The following is a 17482-nucleotide window of genomic DNA, read 5'->3' on the forward strand; positions in this document are numbered from 1 at the left end:
CGCTGCCTTGGCGTTTGCCTCCAGCCTCGCCATTCTAAACAGATGCCCCCAGCCAAGACCCTGCTTATCATCGACGACGACGACGACCTGCGCGAGGCCCTGGCCGAGCAACTGGCGCTGCATGAGGAGTTCAAGACCGTCCAGGCCTCGACCGCCACCGAGGGCCTGCGCCTGGGTCGAGAGATCCGCGCCGACCTGATCCTGCTCGACGTCGACCTGCCCGACATGGACGGCCGGGAGGCCTGCCGGCTGTTGCGCAAAGACGGCGTCTCGACCCCCGTCATCATGCTGACCGGGCAGGATTCGGACGCCGACACGGTTCTGGGTCTTGACAGCGGGGCCAACGATTATGTGACCAAGCCTTTCCGCTTCGCCGTCCTTCTGGCCCGCATCCGCGCCCATCTGCGCAGCCACGAACAATCCGAGGACGCCGTCTTCCAGATCGGCCCCTATTCCTTCCGCCCCGCAGGCAAGATTCTGGTCGATCCCAAGGGCAAGAAGATCCGGCTGACGGAGAAGGAAACCAACATCCTGAAATACCTCTATCGCGCCGGGGCCAAGCCGGTGTCGCGCGAGGAGCTGTTGACCGAGGTCTGGGGCTACAACGCCGGGGTCACGACCCACACGTTGGAGACCCATATCTATCGCCTGCGCCAGAAGATCGAGCCCGAGCCCGGCCAGGCGCGCCTTCTGCTGACCGACGCGGGCGGGTACCGGCTGCAGCCCTAGGCGTCAGCCTCCAACCCGCCACTCCGACAGGGTCTTGCCGTCGGCGGTCTCGAAAGCCACCCGATCCAGCTGAACTGCGCCGATGCAGACCGGCCTTTGGTTGGCGGAAGCGGCCCGGCAACGAAGGGCGCGCCCGTCCGCGAATGCAGCCAGGCGACCTTCCAGCACCAGCCGATAGCCGCCGGCCGGCGCGGCCGGAGCCTGGTCGCTCTCGCCGCGCACGGTGAATTCGTAGGCGCGACCGTTGCGGCGACCCAGTCGGGAGCCATCTTCCTCGAACACCGCCGCAAGACCGACGGACTGGGGCGACGGCGCCACCACCGGGCCGCTTGCGAGGGGATCGCCCTCGACACCTGGACAACCGTCGGCTCGCAACCATGGCCGGGATATCCAGAAGCCCTCAGCCGCTTCCCAGCTGTCGGCGCTCCCCGCGAGCAGCGGCGAATCCGTCCAGTCGCCGGGGGCCAGGGTCAGTCTCAGGCTCTCGCGCCGGGGGCCCCACGACCAGGCCGCCAGCCCGTTTCCGGGCGCCGCCTCAACGGGCGGCGGGCTCGCGCCCGCGCAGCCAAAGGCCTCGCGGACGACGAACCGACGTCCGGTCAGCGAGCCTGCGGAATCCTGGCCCGCCGCATAGGCCGAGGCGGCTGCGTCCATCGCCTGCAACAGTCCGGCGCGATCCAGGGTCGGGGCGGGCGGCACGGGAGGCACGGGCGGTTCAGCCGTTTCGGCCGGCGGGGGCGCAATCGGCGGCGCAGTCACGGCTGCCTCCCGCTGACATCCGGAGAGAAGAAGAGCGGTCGCCGCGAGCGCGACGGCCGACGGGCGAAGGAACGCGGTCGGTTCGAGCATGGAACAAGCCTAGCACGGCTTCGCTGTTTCGATGTCCATCGCCTGAAAAAGGTTGACGAAAGCGTTCGGGAGCGGTCTGCACGGGATCATGACCTTCGATCAGATCGCCGCGCTCGCGGTGCTTGTCGGCGTTGTCGGCGTCTTGATCCATGGCAAGCTTCGCGCCGACGTCGTCGCCCTGACTGCCGCCGCCATCCTGCTGTTGCTCGGGGTCGTGCGGCCGGTCGAGGTGCAGGGCGCCTTCGCCAGCCCGGCCGTCATCGCCCTGGCCGGTCTGTTCGTCATCGCCTACGCCATCGAGCTGTCGGGGCTTCTGGGCTTGCTGATCCGCCAGGCGACACAACTGGCGGCGAGGATCGGAGCGACGGGAATCTGGATCGTCATCGGCCTGTGCGGCGCCGTCGGCGGCTTTCTGAACAACACCCCGGTTGTCGTGCTGGCCGCGCCGGTGATCCGCGACGTCGCCAAGTCCCTGCATCTGTCGCCCAAGCGATTCCTCATGCCCCTCAGCCATGTGACCGTCCTCGGGGGGCTGCTGACGCTGATCGGGACATCGACCAACCTGCTGGTCAACGACATGGCGCGGAACGCGGGCCAGCCGGTCTTCAGCCTGTTCGAGATCACGCCGGTGGGGCTGGTCATCGCCGTGGCCGGGGGGCTCTGGCTCTATTTCATCGGCGCGCGTCAGCTGGGCCGTGCGGTGGCCGAAGACGAGGCCGAGGCTGCACGGATCGCGATGATCGAGGAGAGCCGCCGGCGCGCCGAGGCTGAGGCGAAGAACCGCCAGCGCCGTCGGCTCCTGCCCTTCGGCCTGCCGCGCTTCGGGGAATCCCGCAACCAGCCGGACGGCTCGGGCGACGCCCATCTGGGAGACGTGGCCCTGTACGGAGCGGCGGACCAGCCGTTTCGCCTGAGACCGGCTATGATTTCGCTGGCGATCTTCGCCCTCGTCATCGCTTCTGCGGCGCTGGGATGGGCGCCCATCGCGGCCTCGGCCTTCGCCGGGGCGGTCGCCCTGATCCTGTGCCGGGTCATCACACCCGAGGAGGCCTATGCCGGGCTGAGACCGGAAATCCTGCTGCTGATCGCGGGGATGGTCGTGGTCGGCACAGCCATCGAGGTCACCGGACTGGCGGCCGCAGGGGCAGACGCCCTGATCCATGTGATTCGTCCGATGGGACCGCTGGGCGCTCTCATCGTCCTCTACGGCGTGACCCTGTTCGCGACCGAGTTGCTGTCAAACGCGACGGTGGCGGTGCTGATCACCCCGATCGCCGTGGCGCTGGCCGAGAGCCTGGGCGTGGATCCGCGCCCCTTCCTCGTCTGCGTCATGATGGCCGCTTCGGCTGCTTTCGCCACGCCGTTCGGCTATCAGACCAATGTGCTGGTCTTCAACATGGGCGGGTACAGCTACATGGACTTCGTCCGCGTCGGCCTGCCGCTGAACCTGGTGACCTGGGTCGCGGCCATGTTCGCCATTCCGATCTTCTTCCCGTTCTAGAGGCTGGAGGCCTGCTCTAGAGGTCCAGATCGACCGTGATCGGGCAATGGTCGCTCGGCTGGGTCCATGCGCGCACCGGCTCGTGGATGATCGCCGAGCCTGGTACGACCGACGGCGTCAGGCCCGGAGAGGTCCAGATGTGGTCCAGGCGCAGGCCGCGCTGCGATACCCGGAAATCCTGGGCGCGATAGCTCCACCATGAGGCCAGCTTCTGCGGTTCCGGCCAGGCGTCGCGGACCACGTCGTGGAAGCCGCCTGCCGTCTGCAGCCGGTTCAGGGTCTCAACCTCCAGCGGGGTGTGGCTGACGATCTTCGACATATAGCGGTGGTTCCAGACGTCGAACTCGCTCGGGGCGATGTTGAAGTCGCCGCACATCAGCAGTCGCGACGAACGGTCCTGGCGCGCGATCGTCGCGGTCAGCTGTTCGTAGAAATCCATCTTGTGATCGAATTTCGGGTTCAGCGCGCGGTCGGGGACGTCGCCGCCGGCCGGGATGTAGAAATTCTGGATGTCGACGCCGGCGACCCTGGCCGAGACGCAGCGGGCGTGACCCAGTTTGCAGGCCTGGAAGGTGTCCGAATGTTCGATCGGCAGGCGCGAGGCGATGGCGACGCCATGCCAGCCCTTCTGACCCGCGATCTTCAGGTGCGGCATGCCCATGTCGGCAAAGGCGTTCCGCGGGAACTGGTCCTCCAGGCATTTGATCTCCTGCAGGCACAGGACGTCGACGTTCGCCTCGGCGACGAACCGGGCGACCTGGTCGATGCGCAGGCGGACGGAGTTGATGTTCCAGGTGGCGACGCGAAGCATGGACCCCGTCTAGCGCAAGCTGGGCGGCGCTCAAGCCGTGAGCGACCGCAAAGTTCAGCCTCGGGCGGATCAAAGATCCGACCCAGGGGCTCACGACCGCGCACTGAAAAGAAAACCCCCGGCGCGGACGCCGGGGGTGAAGGTTGTTTCTCTCTCGCCGCCATCGGGAGGGGATGAGGTCCGAAGGCGCAGGAACGGCCGCCGCCGCTCTGTGTTCAAAGTGTCACTCCTCATAGAAATAGTCAAACCCCAAGAGAGGGTGATTGCCTGTGTTCTATCGAACACGGTTCACGATTCGTGGCTCCGTCAGTTGCGGCCGGGTCGGCGGGTCGGATCGATCAGGCGGAACAGGCTTGCGGCCAGGCCCGACGCTGGCGTCAGAGTGGTCAACTGGGTCCGGGTGCGCCCGCCCTGCGAATCCGTGATGGTCCATTCCTGCAGCCGCAGCGGCGTGCCGGAGAAGGCCAGGATGACCGACCCTTCATTCGGACTGCGTTCGTCGCGGGCGGTGATGGCGAAGGCGCCGGATTGCATCCGGGTGACGCGGTCGATGCGCACCCCCTGGTCCAGACGGACGTTGCGGGCGAGGAATGTCGACAGCGGCGTCACGCCCAGAGGCACCTGGCGGAAGACGTTCAGGCGAGGGTCGTAGCGTTTGACGTTATTGCCGTCCGACACGACCAGCAGCCCCCCTGGATTGGTGTATTCGAACCGCATCTTGCCCGGACGCTGCAGATAGAAGCGGCCTTCGCGGCGTTGCCCGCCGGCGCCGGTCTCGACGAAATTCCCCTGGGCCGAGGTCAGGTTCTGCAGATAGGTCTGGGCCTGGGCCAGGGTGGCGCGATCCTCCGCCGACAGCGCCGTCTGGGCACTGGCGGGCAGGGCGGCCCCCATGCCGGACAGGCCGGCGATGACGGCGAGGCCGAAGCCGAGGTCTCTGCGGGAAAGGGTCATGGTCGTCTTTCTCCCTTCGTCATCCCCCGGCTTGACCGGAGGACGGGATGGTTTTCGAGGCTGGCTTTGTGCCGGTCCAGCGCGGCGCGGCGATGACGGCAGCTAGACCTTATTCAGGCGGCGGGATGAAGCCCTGTTCAGGTCGAAAGGTTCCCGAAAGCCGTCTCCCGCCCATTTAAAGGGGAGGGAGCAGGATCAGGCCATCGGCGGCGGACCGGCCAGGATGTCACGCTTGCCCGCGTGGTTGGCCTGGCTGACGACGCCCTCCTGCTCCATCCGCTCGATCAGGGAAGCGGCGCGGTTGTAGCCGATCTGGAGCCGGCGCTGAACGTAGGAGGTCGAGGCCTTGCGGTCGCGGGTGACCACGGCCACGGCGCGGTCGTAGAGGTCGTCGCCCGACGAAGCGCTGCCGCCGTCGTCCATGGCGTTGTCTCCGTCGCCGTCGGGATCGTCGGTGATCAGGTCGAGATAGTCGGGCTCGGCCTGGGCGCGCAGATGTTTGCAGACTTCCTCGACCTCCTGGTCCGTCACGAACGGGCCGTGCAGGCGGGTGATGCGGCCGCCGCCGGCCATGTAGAGCATGTCGCCCTGGCCCAGCAGCTGTTCGCCGCCCTGCTCGCCCAGGATGGTGCGGCTGTCGATCTTGGAGGTGACCTGGAAGGAGATCCGGGTCGGGAAGTTGGCCTTGATCGTGCCAGTGATGACATCGACCGAGGGCCGCTGGGTGGCCATGATCAAGTGGATGCCGGCGGCACGGGCCATCTGGGCCAGGCGCTGGACCGCGCCCTCGACGTCCTTGCCGGCGACCAGCATCAGGTCGGCCATCTCGTCCATGACCACGACCAGATAGGGCATGGGCTCGGGTCGGATCTTTTCGGACTCGAACACCGGACGGCCCTGGTCGTCGAAGCCGGTCTGGACCGTGCGCTCGAAATGCTCGCCCTTGGCCTGGGCCTCGCGGGCGCGCTCGTTGTAGCTGGCGACATTGCGGACGCCGAGCTTGGACATTCGGCGATAGCGGTCCTCCATCTCGCGCACGGTCCATTTCAGCGCGACGACGGCCTTCTTGGGATCGGTCACGACGGGCGCCAGCAGGTGCGGGATGCCGTCATAGACACTGAGCTCCAGCATCTTGGGGTCGATCATGATGAAGCGGCATTCGGCCGGGCTCAGCCGATACAGGATCGACAGGATCATGGCGTTGACCCCGACCGACTTGCCCGAGCCGGTGGTGCCCGCGATCAGCAGGTGGGGCATGCGGGCCAGATCGGCCACGTAAGGGTCGCCGCCGATGGTCTCGCCGAGGGCCAGCGGCAGGATGTGAGCCGGCTTGCCGTATTCGGACGAGGCGAGCAGGTCCCTCAGATAGACGGTCTCGCGCTTCAGATTGGGCAGTTCGATGCCGATGGCGTTGCGGTTGGGCACGACGCTGATACGGCAGGCGCGTGCGCTCATCGACCGCGCGATGTCGTCGGACAGGGCCACGACGCGGCCGTGCTTCACGCCGGGCGCCGGGACCAGTTCGTACAGGGTGACCACCGGGCCTGGGCGGATCTGGTCGATCACCCCCTTGACCCCGAACTCCGCCAGGACGCCTTCCAGCATCTTGGCGTTCTGTTTCAGCGCGTCCTCGTCGACCATGCCGGCGCGGGCCTGGGGCTTGGCCAGCATGCCGAGCGGTGGCAGGGAGAAGTCGCCTTCGGGCCGGACGAAGTCGAAAGTCGTCTGGTCGTCGTCAACGGTCTTCTTCGAGGATTTGGCGGGCTTGGGCGCAGCGACCTTTATCTCGTTCCCGGACGTGGGCGAGGCTGGTGCGGCGGAAGCGGGCCCGTGGACCGGCTCGTCCCGGGGCAGGGGCGTTCCAGGTTCAGCATCGTCGTCGTCGGGCAGCTCGAGCCTGGGCGCGCGGCGCGGGGCGCGGACCGGCGCGGCCTCCGCGTCCGGCGCGGGCCGGACGGGGCGCCTGCGCGAAGGCGGCGCGGGCTCTGCGGAACGGCGCAGCCCCGAGGCCCAGGCGACCCCCTCGGCAAAATCGTTCAGGCGCAGGCCCACGGCGTATCCGCAGGCCCACAAGCCGAAGGTGAGGAAGGCGACGCCGCCGATGATCTCTCCGCCGGGAACGCCCAGGGCGCGGAAGCCGGCATCGACGAGGCCGATGACCCCGTCGCCCCACAGCCCGCCAAGCCCCACCGCCAGCGGCCAGGCGGTCGGCGCGGCCAGGGCCGACAGGGCGGCGGACAGGCTTAGGACACCGCCCGAGGCAGCCAGGGTCTTGAGCGGCGTGGGCTTGAGGCGTTGCTGGATCGCGTCGCCGATGGCGGAGGCCAGGCCGAAGGCGACGGTCAGGGCGGCGGCCGGCCAGGCGGCGAGGCCCAGCGACTGCATGAACAGATCGGCGAACAGGGCGCCGTTGGCTCCCAGCCAGTTGGTAGGGGCGATCGATGACGCAGCGTTCAGGCTGGGATCGGCGGGGTTCCACGACACCAGGGCGATGACCAGCAGAGTCGCCAGTAGGGCCTGCAGCACGCCGCGAAACCGCACCATGAAGGGGGCTTCCCAGATCATGAGAGCGCCCAGAATGGCGCGCTGGCTGATGGCGAGGGCTGCGGACATGCAGGGGCTCCGGACGGACTTGCAGACCAGTGTCGCAGGCTTGGGGTTAAGGGGCTGTTTACCTCGACAGATGGTCTCCTCCGCCTTCGTCGAGCGGCGAACAGGGAGGAGACATTACGCCCACTGGACGCGCCCGCCGGACAGCGCGACAAGCGGCCATGGCCTCACCTCACACCCACGAAGTCATCGTCGCCGGCGCAGGCATGGCAGGGGCGACATTCGCCCTGGCCGCGGCGCGGGGCGGGTTGAAGGTCGTCCTTATCGATCCTCAACCCTTCCCGGCCCAGCTGGCCCCGACCTTCGACGGGCGATCGACGGCGATTGCATTCTCGACCTTCCGCATGCTGGACGCGCTGGGTCTAGGCGACGGTCTCCGGCCCCATGCCTGCCGCATGGACCGGATTCTCGTGACCGACGGACGCCGTCCGGGCGCGGCGTCGAAGGCCGCCTCCCCGGCCTTCCTGCGCTTCGATGCCGACGAGATCGGCGACGCCAACGGCGGCGAGCCGCTGGGCTATATGGTCGAGAACCGCCGTATCCGCGCGGCCCTGGCCGGGGCGGTGACGGCGAGCGACATCGATCTGCGCACGCCCGGTTCCGTCGTCGGGGTCGAACAGACGAACCCTGCCGCGCGCGTGACGCTGGCCGACGGCTCGGTCATCAGCGCCCCGGTCGTGGTCGGCGCCGAGGGGCGCGGGTCGAAGGTGCGCAAGGCGGCCGGGATCGAGACGGTCGCCTGGGGCTATGGCCAGTCCGGGGTGGTGGCGACGGTCCGGCTGGGCCGCGACCACGGCAATGTCGCCCACGAATATTTCCTGCCCGGCGGCCCGTTCGCCATCCTGCCCCTGACCGAACAGCGCGCCAGCCTGGTCTGGACCGAAAGCACCCGCGCCGCCGAGGCGCTGAAGGCCTGTTCGGACGAGGCCTTCCAGGCCCATCTGACCCGGCGGTTCGGCGATTTCCTTGACGGCGCCACGCCGGAGGGCCCGCGCTTCGTCTATCCGCTGGCGCTGGAGCTGGCGACGACACTGACCGCCCCGCGCACGGCGATCCTCGGCGATGCGGCCCACGGCGTGCATCCCGTGGCGGGCCAGGGCCTGAACATGGGACTGAAAGACGCCGCCGCCCTCGCCGAGGTGCTGATCGAGGCGATGCGGCTGGGCGAGGACATCGGCTCGACGGTGGTTCTGGACCGCTACGCCCGCTGGCGGCGGTTCGACACTGTCGCCCTGGCGGCCGGGTTCGACGGCTTCGTGCGGCTGTTCTCCAACGACCTGCCGCCGGTGCGCCTGGCGCGAGATCTCGGCATGGCGGCGGTGAACCGTATCGGCCCGCTGCGCCGCGTCTTCATGCGCGAGGCCGGCGGTGCGACGGGGGACTTGCCCAAGTTGCTGCGGGGCGAGCTGGTCTAGCCTTGAGCCGGGTCAGTGGTCGGCAGGACCATACCGAATGACCGAAAATCCGCAGGCCTCTACCGTCTCAATCGCTCTAAGGAGGTAGTCGTTGGCGCTCGCCTTAGCGTTGGGATCGAGTTCGACGCGCCGCGAGACTTCAATGTCCACTCAGCCGCGCAGGGTCATCTGATCAATCGCGAAGGCCAGACAGGCTTGCTCATCCGCGCCGCTGGCCAGTGCGACTAGCTCTCTCGGCTCTTCATCAGGCCTGTGGGCGGTGGTCTTGAAGACCCACGTCTGCACCACTCAGTCCAATTGCCGCGCTTCTTCGGGCAGCATGATCGGCACGCCGTCGCGAATGGGGAAGGCCAGCTTCGCCCCCTTCGAAATCAGCTCATTGGCCTCGCGGTCGTAGTCGAGCCGTCCGCGCGTGATCGGGCAGACGAGGACTTCCAGCAGGCGCGGGTCGACCGATGACGGCGTGTGAAAAGCATCGCTCATTTTTTGTAGAGGGCTACCGCTTGCGCCGCGGGCGCTCGCTGCTTGAGCCCGGTCCTTCTGTGGATCGAGGGGGATTTGTCTACTGCATCGACGTCGGCGTGTCGCCGTCGCCGGTCTCGGCCGCGTCGATGCGCATCAGGGTGGTCAGGACCTCGACGCGGTCTGCGAGCGCCGGAGATTCCAGCAGGGCCTGTTTCTCCGCAGGTTCGAACGGCAGGGCCATCGACAGGCTGTTGATCAGGGCCTCCTGAGGCGCGGCCTCGGCCGTCTCCCAGTCGATCTCCAGCTGACGCCGCTCCAGATAATGTTTCAACCCGGCGAGGAAGGCCTCGCGGTCGAAGGCTTCGCCGCCGTGGGGGGCGGACAGGTCGGCCTCGAACGGAGCGAAGGCGGCGCGGACCTGACGGTAGGGGGTCTGGGTCGGTAGTTCGGACGCCACCCGGAACCGCGCCACCCCGGTCAGGGTGACCAGATAGCGGCCGTCGGAGGTCTCCGCGAAGCTGGTGATCCGTCCGGCGCACCCCACCGCCGAAAGGCTGGGCAACCGCGCCGGCCCACCGGACGGCTGGATCAGGCCCAGCACCCGGTCGCCCGCCATCGCGTCGTCGATCATGTTCAGGTAGCGCGGCTCGAAGATGTTCAGCGGCAGTTGACCGCGCGGCAGCAGGACGGCTCCCGGCAGCGGAAACACCGGGATCACCTGGGGCAGGTCAACGGCCTTCACATAGCCCTGGGCCATCGAACGTCCTTCAGGAAAACAGAATGGAAGACAGGCGGCGGCGCCCGTCTTTTGCAATGTCGGACGACAGGCCGGCGGCCTCGAACACGACCAGAAGATGCTTCCTCGCCGCCTGGTCGTTCCAATCGCGATCGGCCGACACGATGTCGAGCAAGCTGGTCGCCGCGCCCTTCAGGTCGCCCTCGGCGGCCTGGGCCAAGGCCAGGTCGTAGCGCGCCTGATGATCGTTCGGATCGGCCTTCACCCTGGCCTCGAGCGCGGCGGTCTCGCCGACCGGGGCGCTGGATGACAGGGCCAGCTGGGCCCGGACCGTGACGACCGAGGGTTCGGTCGAATCCTGCGGGGCCATGGCGATGGTCTGGCGGGCCTGATCCGCGTCGCCTCCGGCCAGATAGACCCGCGCCATGCCGGCGATGGCCTTCTGGTTCTCGGGCTCCATGGTCAGGACGTGGGCAAACGCCTGGGCCGCGCCGCCGAAGTCTGACAGGCCCAGAGATTCCTCGCCCAGGGCCAGCAGTTGCTCGACGTCGGTGTTGACGGCCGCGCCGCCCGACAGCTTTTCGATGAAGGCCTTGATCTGGCTTTCCGGCACTGCGCCCTGGAAGCCGTCGACCGGCTGGCCGTCGACGAAGGCATAGACAGTGGGGATCGACTGGACCTTCAGCTGACCGGCGTAGGCGGGGTTCTTGTCGACGTCGATCTTGACCAGTTTGACCGCGCCGCCGGCCGCCCGGACCTGTTTCTCGAGCGAGGGGGTCAGGGTCCGGCACGGGCCGCACCAGGTGGCCCAGAAGTCGACGATGACGGGCTGGATCTTGGACTGGGCGATCACGTCGTCCATGAAGCCGGCGTCGGAGCCGTCCTTGATCAGGTCGTCGGTTTCGGAGGTCTGGGGATCGGCTAGGGTCATCGGGTCTCTTTGAAGCTCGGGGCTGTAACGCGGTAGGGCTCAGATGGTCGCGGAGGCCGCCTGCGGCAAGTCGCCGGAGGCGTTGGAGCAAAAGTCGATCACCAGCGGTTCCCGCCCGATCTCGGCCAGCACGCGCCGGAACGCGGCCTGGCTCAGAGCCGTCGTCGCCGTATTCGTCAGGGGGTGGAAGTTGACGATGTCGGCGTCCCACAGCCGCTGGTCGATGACGAAGGTCACCCTCCGATCGACGTCGTTGATCAATCCCAAAGCGGTGACCGAGCCGGGCCGTACGCCGAGGGTCTCGTGCATCAGGACCTCGTTGCCGAACGACACCCGGTCGGAACCGATGGTCCGGGGCGCGGCCTTGAGGTCGATGACCGTGTCCTGACGGGCCGAGATCAGCCACAGCCGGCCCTTCTTGTCCTTGAGGAACAGGTTCTTGGTGTGGGCGCCGGGCATGGCGGCCTTGATCTCGTGGCCCTGGTCGACGGTGAAGACGGCGGGGTGGTCGTGGGTCGTCTGCTCGATGCCCCGCTCGGCCATCCAGGCGATCAGACTGTCGCGATCATGCAGTGGTTGAGCGGTCATGCTTGGCCGGGCTAGGAGTGATGCACCTCGATACCGCCCGGAGCGTCGCCTTGGAACTGGAATGCTACCCCATGTCGGCCCGGCCGCCGGATCTGGTGCCCGGGCGCCAGTCGCGAAACTGGATGGACGCCTTCGTCAGCCGGCATCCGTATCGCTGCCTGCCCCTGACCATGGCCAACACCACGGGATGGGAGATCCTGTGCCCCTTCACCTTCACGGCCGAGTGGAACGGCGGGCCGTCGCAGGCCGACATCACCATTACGCCCGAGCGGCCCCAGCCCGAGCTGGACCATTTCGTCACCTCGCACTTCTCGCGCGGGGTCCTGACCATGCACCCCCAGTATCTGTTCCGCACGCCGCCAGGCTGGGGGATGATCTGCGGGGGCTCGCCCAACCATATGAAGGACGGGATCCAGCCCCTGGTCGGCCTGATCGAGACGGACTGGCTGCCCTTCCCCTTCACCATGAACTGGCTGTTCACCCGCCCGGGCCGGGTGAAGTTTGAGCGCGGCGAGCCCTTCTGCTTCATCCACCTGGTCGAGCACCGCAAGATGGAGGCGGTCCAGCCGGTGATCCGGACGCTGGAGTCCAACCCGGTGATGAAGGGCCAGTTCGAGGCCTGGAACCGCCAGCGCACCGACTTCAATACGAGGCTCGCCAGCGGCGATCCCGACGCGGCCAAGGAGGCGTGGCAGCGGTTCTACTTCAAGGGCGAAATCCCCGAGGCCCTGGGCACGGCGCCGGACACCCATGCCAACAAGCGCAGGCTGAAGACCCCGCGGGTGGGCTAGGCAGCGAGCCCTTGCGAGCTGGCGGAGGGGTTCTGGCCGCATGCAGAAAGAACCCCTCCGTCTCCTCCGCTTCGCTCCGGATCCACCTCCCCCCGCCTGCGGCGCGGGGAAGAGACACGATCACACTGCCAAGATCGCCTCCAGCCCCTCGCGCCAGGTCGGATGGGCCGGTCGCCAGCCAAGTTCAGCCTTGGCGCGGGCGTTCGAGATACGTTTGCTGTCGAGATAGAAGCGCCGCATCGCGTCCGACACCGATGGATCGGTCCAGTCGACCTCGGGCGGCTGTGGCAGGCCCATGCGCCGCGCGGCGTCGGCCATGACGACATCGACCGCCGAGGGCGCATCGTCGGCCAGATTGTAGGCCGCGCCAGGCCTGGGCCGGTCCATCGAGGCGAACAGACCGGCGACGGCGTCGTCGACATAGATGCGGTTGAAGACCTGGCAGGGCTTGCGCACGATCCTCGCCGAGCCGTCGCGCAGCCGGTCGACCACCGACCGGTCGGGGCCGTAGATGGCTGGCAGGCGGAACACCTGCACCGTCAGCCCCATGCCGCGCCCTGCGTCCAGCCAGTCTGCCTCGGCCCGGACGCGACGCGCGCCCTCGAGGCTGGACGCGTTCAGGGCGTCGTCCTCGAACACCCAGCCGCCGTCGCGATCGCCATAGACGGCGGTCGAGGAGACGTAGCCGATCCAGTCGGGATAGGCCTGCGCCTCGGTCAGGGCGGGCAACAGGGCCCGGGCGCCGGGACAGCCGCCGCCGTCCGGCGGGGCGGTAATCAGGATGGCGGAAGCCTGGCTGACCGCTGTGGCCAGCGCCGCCTTGTCCGCAGGATCGACGGCGGCGGCGCCGTCGGCCGTCAGCGCAGCCCGGCGTTCCGGGTCGCGCGAGGTCGCCGCCGTTGACAGGCCGCGTTTCGCCGCCTCGGCCAACACCGCCCGGCCGAGATAGCCGGCGCCGAAAATCAGCAGGGACCCGTGCGCCATTGCTGGGCTCAGCCGACCCGCGCCTCGGCGGGAGTGGGAACGGGCGCCGGCGCGGTTTCCGGGGCGGCGCGCAAGGCTTCGGCTCGCTTGCCGTTCCAGGCGGAGACGCAGGGAATCTTGGTCCGGTCGGCCCGGTCGGCGTAGCGGCGCGCGATGTCGGTGACGTCGGCCATCAGCCCCTCGGCCAGGGTGATGGGCTTCAGCCCCAGGTCGCGGAACTGGTCGTTGGCGACGACCAGTTCGTTCTCGTCGGCCTCGAGACGGGGATTGGCGACATTGTGGACCTCGGCGCCCGTCATCCCGGCGACCATGGCGGCGAGGTCGCGGACCCGGCGGCTCTCGGTCATCTGGTTCAGGATCTTGACCCGTTCGCCCTTCTCTGGCGGGTTCTTCAGGGCCAGTTCGACGCAGCGCACCGTGTCCTGGATGTGGATGAAGGCCCGTGTCTGGCCGCCCGTGCCGTGCACCGTCAGCGGATAGCCGAGCGCGCCCTGCATCAGGAACCGGTTCAGCACCGTGCCGTAGTCGCCGTCATAGTCGAACCGGTTGATCAGCCGCTCGTCCTGTTTCGTCTCTTCGGTCTGGGCGCCCCAGACGATGCCCTGGTGCAGGTCGGTGATCCGGACGCCGTCGTTCTTGGCGTAGAACTGGAACAGCAGGGCGTCCTGGGTCTTGGTCATATGGTAGATCGAGCCCGGGTTCGGCGGGAACAGGATCTCCTGTTCGGTCGGGCCGAAGTCGGTCTGGACCGTGACCTTCAGATAGCCTTCCGGGATGCGCAGCCCGGCGGTGGTGTAGCCATAGACACCCATGGTCCCCAGATGAGCCAGGTGGACGTCCAGCCCGCTCTCGACGATGGCGGCCAGCAGGTGGTTGGTGGCGTTGATGTTGTTGTCGACGGTGTAGAGCTTGTGTCGCGCCGACTTCATCGAATAGGGGGCGGCCCGCTGTTCGGCGAAATGGACGACGCTGTCGGGCTTTTCGTCCCGGATCAGGGCGACGAGGCGGTCGAATTCCTTGCCGACGGTCATGTTGACGAAGCCTATGTCGCGGCCGCTGACGTCCTTCCATGCGGCGATCCGCTCGCCCATGGTCCGGATCGGGGTCAGGGACTGGACCTCCAGCTCGTTGTCGATGTTCCGGCGGCTGAGGTTGTCGATGACGATCACGTCCCAGCCGCGGGCCGATAGATGCAGCGCCGTGGGCCAGCCGCAGAAGCCATCCCCGCCCAGAACCAGTACCTTCATCGCGTCTTTTCCTCCGCCCCAACCTTGCCTAGCCGAAGGCGGGGACCGGAGCAAAGCGGAGCGGTTGCCTAAAGCAGGGGCGCGATCGCCGCACGCGCCGCCTCGCCGAGGCCCGCATGCTTCAGTCCATAGGCGACATTGGCCCTGAGCAGCCCCACCGGATCGCCGCAGTCGAAGGTCGTCCCCTCGTATTCCAGCGCGTGGAAGTCCCGGACCTTCATCAGCCGGGCCATGGCGTCGGTCAGCTGGATCTCGCCGCCGGCGCCCGACTGCTGGTCGGCCAGCAGGGGGAAGATGTCGGGCGTCAGTACATAACGGCCGGAGATGAACAGGTTCGACGGCTCGGACCCCAGCGGCGGCTTCTCGACCATGCCGGTCATCCGGTTCAGGCGCCCGTCCTGCCCATCCAGGGCGACGATGCCGTATTTGTGGGTCTCTCCCTCGGGCGCCGGCTCGACCACGACGATGTTTCCGCCTGTCTGGTCGTGGGCTTCGATCGCCTGTTTCAGCGCCGGGGTCTCCGCCATCATCAGCATGTCGGGAAGGATGACCGCGAACGGTTCGTCGCCGATCAGGTCGCGCGCGCAGAAGACGGCGTGACCCAGGCCCAGAGGCGCCATCTGGCGCACGAAGCTCATTTCGCCGGGGCGGGGCAGGTCGGCCAGGATCTGGGCCAGGATGTCGTCCTTGCCCTTGGCCTTCAGGATCGCCTCGACCTCGTAGCCGTGATCGAAATAGTCCTCGATCGAGGTCTGGCCGCGTCCGACCACGAAGATCATGTGCTCGATGCCTGAGGCGCGCGCCTCTTCCACGATATGAGACAGCAGGGGCCGGTCGAACACATTGAGCATGTTCTTGGGCGTCGTCTTGGCGGCAGGCAGCACCCGCGTGCCCAGACCGGCGACGGGAAGGACGGCCTTGCGGACGCGGGACGACGACGAACTCATGAAAGCTCCCAGACAGCGACGGCGAGCGTAACGCGCGTCGCCCGGTTTCGTAGCCCCGTCCGCGCGATTTCGCTATTCGACCGTCACCGACTTGGCCAGGTTCCGCGGCTGATCCACGTCGGCGCCCTTCACCACGGCCACGTGATAGGCCAGCAGCTGGATCGGGGCGGCCATCACCAGGGCCGAGATCAGCGGATCGCAGGCCGGGGCCGTGACCACCACCCTGGCGCCTGCGGGAGCGTGTTTCGCTCCTTCCGGGTCGGTGATGAAGACCACCTGACCGCCGCGCGCCATGACCTCGCTCATGTTCGAGGCCGATTTCTCGAACCAGGAATCATAGGGGGCCAGGATGATGACCGGGGTGGCCTCGTCGACGAGGGCGATCGGGCCATGCTTCAGCTCGCCGGCGGCATAGCCTTCGGCGTGGATGTAGCTGATCTCCTTCAGCTTCAGCGCGCCCTCCAGGGCCAGGGCCGACATTGGGCCGCGGCCGAGGTAAAGGACGTCCCGCGCCTTGGCGATGTCGACGGCGATGTCCTTCAGCGCGTCCTCCAGACCGATGGCCTCGGCGATCAGGCGCGGCGCCTCCAGCAGGACGCGGACCAGACGCTGCTCCTCGACCTCGTCGATCCGGCCGCGCGCCCTGGCCGCGGCGATGGCGATGGCGATCATGACCGAGACCTGGGCAGTGAAGGCCTTGGTCGAGGCGACGCCGATCTCGGGCCCGCAATGGATCGGCCAGACGACGTCGGCCTCGCGGGCAATGGTGGATTCGGTGGCGTTGACGATGGCAGCGGTCTTCATCCCGGCCTGGGCGCAATGACGGAAGGCGGCCAGGGTGTCGGCGGTCTCGCCCGACTGCGACATGGCGATGGCCAGGGCGTTGGGCCGCAGCGACGGATTGCGGTAGCGGAACTCCGAGGCGATCTCGACGTCCACGGGCAGGTCAGCCAGCTGTTCGATCAGGTACCGCCCGATCATCCCGGCGATATAGGAGGTGCCGCAGGCGACGATCTGGATCCGGTCCAGCGCCGCAAAATCGACATCGCCGGCGACCTTGGTCCGGCCGGTCAGGGTGTCGACATAGGCGGCGATCGTGTGCTGGCACCCCTCGGGCTGGTCATGGATCTCCTTTTCCATGAAGTGCCGGTAGTTGCCCTTCTCCATCAGGACGGCGGAGGCGGGCACGATCTTGATCGGCCGCGCGACCTCCGATCCCGAGGCGTCGAAGATGCGAGCCCCGCCATGGGTGGCGATGACGTAGTCGCCGTCTTCCAGATAGGTGATCCTGTTGGTGAACGGCCCCAGGGCCAGGCCGTCGGAGCCGATGAACATCTCTCCGTCGCCGTGACCGACAGCCAGCGGTGGGCCGTTGCGCGCCGCCAGGATCACCTCGTCCTCCCCCGAGATCAGGACGCACAGCGCAAAGGCGCCCGACAGCCGGTCCAGCGTCGCCTTGAAGGCGTCGAGCGGGGACAGGCCTGTGGCAAGCGCCGAATCCAGCAGATGGGCGACCACCTCGGTGTCCGTCTCGGACGAGAAGACGCGGCCGGCGGCGATCAGCTCGGCCTTCAGCTCGGCGAAATTCTCGATGATGCCGTTGTGGACCACGGCCACGCGGCCGGCGATGTGCGGGTGGGCGTTGGCCTCGGTGGGGGCGCCGTGGGTGGCCCAGCGGGTGTGGCCGATGCCGGTCGTGGCCACCAGCGGGTTCGCCGCCAGCACCTTTTCCAGCGCCTTCAGCTTGCCGGGCGCGCGACGGCGCTCCAGCACCCCGTTGACCTGGGCGGCGATGCCGGCCGAGTCATAGCCGCGGTATTCAAGACGCTTCAGGCTTTCGATCAGGCGATCCGAGACCGGCTGGATTCCGACGATGCCGATGATGCCGCACATTCCGGGGTCGCTCCTGGCGCAGGGTCGTCTA

The 17482-nt window shown here is 67.9% G+C and carries 16 protein-coding genes; 4 read left to right on the forward strand and 12 right to left on the reverse strand.

The window, feature by feature from the left end:
• Nucleotides 1-42: 42 nt before the first annotated feature.
• Nucleotides 43-729 carry a response regulator transcription factor gene (locus tag ACP7AZ_RS10170; RefSeq protein ID WP_303694776.1) on the forward strand — a complete coding sequence of 229 codons (687 nt, stop codon included), beginning with the start codon at nt 43-45 and terminating at the stop codon, nt 727-729.
• A gap of 3 nt (nt 730-732) precedes the next feature.
• On the opposite strand, the gene ACP7AZ_RS10175 is transcribed toward ACP7AZ_RS10170, so the two are convergent.
• Nucleotides 733-1488 carry a hypothetical protein gene (locus ACP7AZ_RS10175; RefSeq protein WP_426038542.1) on the reverse strand — a complete coding sequence of 252 codons (756 nt, stop codon included), beginning with the start codon at nt 1486-1488 and terminating at the stop codon, nt 733-735.
• 178 nt (nt 1489-1666) lie between these two features.
• On the opposite strand from ACP7AZ_RS10175, the gene ACP7AZ_RS10180 reads away from it, so the two are divergent.
• Nucleotides 1667-3079: an SLC13 family permease gene (locus ACP7AZ_RS10180; protein WP_426038543.1), complete on the forward strand. Its 1413-nt coding sequence runs from the start codon at nt 1667-1669 to the stop codon at nt 3077-3079.
• A gap of 16 nt (nt 3080-3095) precedes the next feature.
• On the opposite strand, the gene ACP7AZ_RS10185 is transcribed toward ACP7AZ_RS10180, so the two are convergent.
• The 3 genes from ACP7AZ_RS10185 to ACP7AZ_RS10195 form a co-directional block, all read right to left on the reverse strand.
• Nucleotides 3096-3890 carry an exodeoxyribonuclease III gene (locus ACP7AZ_RS10185; RefSeq protein ID WP_426038544.1) on the reverse strand — a complete coding sequence of 265 codons (795 nt, stop codon included), beginning with the start codon at nt 3888-3890 and terminating at the stop codon, nt 3096-3098.
• 306 nt (nt 3891-4196) lie between these two features.
• A complete protein-coding gene (locus ACP7AZ_RS10190; RefSeq protein WP_426038545.1) occupies nt 4197-4844 on the reverse strand; it encodes a LolA family protein in 648 nt (215 codons plus the stop codon).
• A 195-nt stretch (nt 4845-5039) separates the two neighbouring features.
• Entirely contained in the window at nt 5040-7457 is a 2418-nt protein-coding gene (locus ACP7AZ_RS10195; protein WP_426038546.1) for a DNA translocase FtsK 4TM domain-containing protein, read from the reverse strand.
• A 158-nt stretch (nt 7458-7615) separates the two neighbouring features.
• Here ACP7AZ_RS10195 and ACP7AZ_RS10200 point away from each other — a divergent pair, with 158 nt between their 5' ends.
• Nucleotides 7616-8869 (forward strand): UbiH/UbiF/VisC/COQ6 family ubiquinone biosynthesis hydroxylase, encoded by a 1254-nt coding sequence (locus tag ACP7AZ_RS10200; protein WP_426038547.1) that lies wholly within the window; start codon nt 7616-7618, stop codon nt 8867-8869.
• Nucleotides 8870-9157: 288 nt separating this feature from the next.
• On the opposite strand, the gene ACP7AZ_RS10205 is transcribed toward ACP7AZ_RS10200, so the two are convergent.
• The 4 genes from ACP7AZ_RS10205 to ACP7AZ_RS10220 form a co-directional block, all read right to left on the reverse strand.
• Nucleotides 9158-9352, reverse strand: coding sequence for a Trm112 family protein (locus ACP7AZ_RS10205; protein WP_426038548.1), 195 nt, complete (start codon nt 9350-9352; stop codon nt 9158-9160).
• 79 nt (nt 9353-9431) lie between these two features.
• On the reverse strand, nt 9432-10091 hold the full coding sequence (locus ACP7AZ_RS10210) for an LON peptidase substrate-binding domain-containing protein (RefSeq protein WP_426038549.1): 660 nt from the start codon (nt 10089-10091) through the stop codon (nt 9432-9434).
• A gap of 10 nt (nt 10092-10101) precedes the next feature.
• A complete protein-coding gene (locus ACP7AZ_RS10215) occupies nt 10102-11001 on the reverse strand; it encodes a tetratricopeptide repeat protein (RefSeq protein ID WP_426038550.1) in 900 nt (299 codons plus the stop codon).
• A gap of 39 nt (nt 11002-11040) precedes the next feature.
• Nucleotides 11041-11589, reverse strand: a complete 549-nt coding sequence (locus tag ACP7AZ_RS10220) for a prolyl-tRNA synthetase associated domain-containing protein (protein WP_426038551.1) — start codon at nt 11587-11589, stop codon at nt 11041-11043.
• A 50-nt stretch (nt 11590-11639) separates the two neighbouring features.
• Here ACP7AZ_RS10220 and ACP7AZ_RS10225 point away from each other — a divergent pair, with 50 nt between their 5' ends.
• The gene (locus ACP7AZ_RS10225; RefSeq protein WP_425990487.1) at nt 11640-12380 is read left to right on the forward strand and encodes a DUF6065 family protein; all 741 of its coding nucleotides are present in this window, start codon (nt 11640-11642) and stop codon (nt 12378-12380) included.
• Nucleotides 12381-12500: 120 nt separating this feature from the next.
• On the opposite strand, the gene ACP7AZ_RS10230 is transcribed toward ACP7AZ_RS10225, so the two are convergent.
• The 4 genes from ACP7AZ_RS10230 to glmS all read right to left on the reverse strand — a co-directional run bounded on the left by ACP7AZ_RS10230 (nt 12501) and on the right by glmS (nt 17451).
• Nucleotides 12501-13364, reverse strand: a complete 864-nt coding sequence (locus ACP7AZ_RS10230) for an NAD-dependent epimerase/dehydratase family protein (protein WP_426038552.1) — start codon at nt 13362-13364, stop codon at nt 12501-12503.
• 8 nt (nt 13365-13372) lie between these two features.
• Complete coding sequence (locus ACP7AZ_RS10235; RefSeq protein WP_426038553.1) at nt 13373-14611, reverse strand: NAD-dependent epimerase/dehydratase family protein; 1239 nt, start codon at nt 14609-14611, stop codon at nt 13373-13375.
• 68 nt (nt 14612-14679) lie between these two features.
• Nucleotides 14680-15558: a UTP--glucose-1-phosphate uridylyltransferase gene (locus tag ACP7AZ_RS10240; RefSeq protein ID WP_426038554.1), complete on the reverse strand. Its 879-nt coding sequence runs from the start codon at nt 15556-15558 to the stop codon at nt 14680-14682.
• Between the two features lie 72 nt (nt 15559-15630).
• Nucleotides 15631-17451, reverse strand: coding sequence for a glutamine--fructose-6-phosphate transaminase (isomerizing) (gene glmS, locus ACP7AZ_RS10245; RefSeq protein ID WP_426038555.1), 1821 nt, complete (start codon nt 17449-17451; stop codon nt 15631-15633).
• Nucleotides 17452-17482 lie beyond the last annotated feature (31 nt).

It is taken from the genome of Brevundimonas sp. DC300-4 (assembly GCF_049897365.1).
In the GTDB taxonomy this organism is placed as follows: Bacteria; Pseudomonadota; Alphaproteobacteria; order Caulobacterales; family Caulobacteraceae; genus Brevundimonas.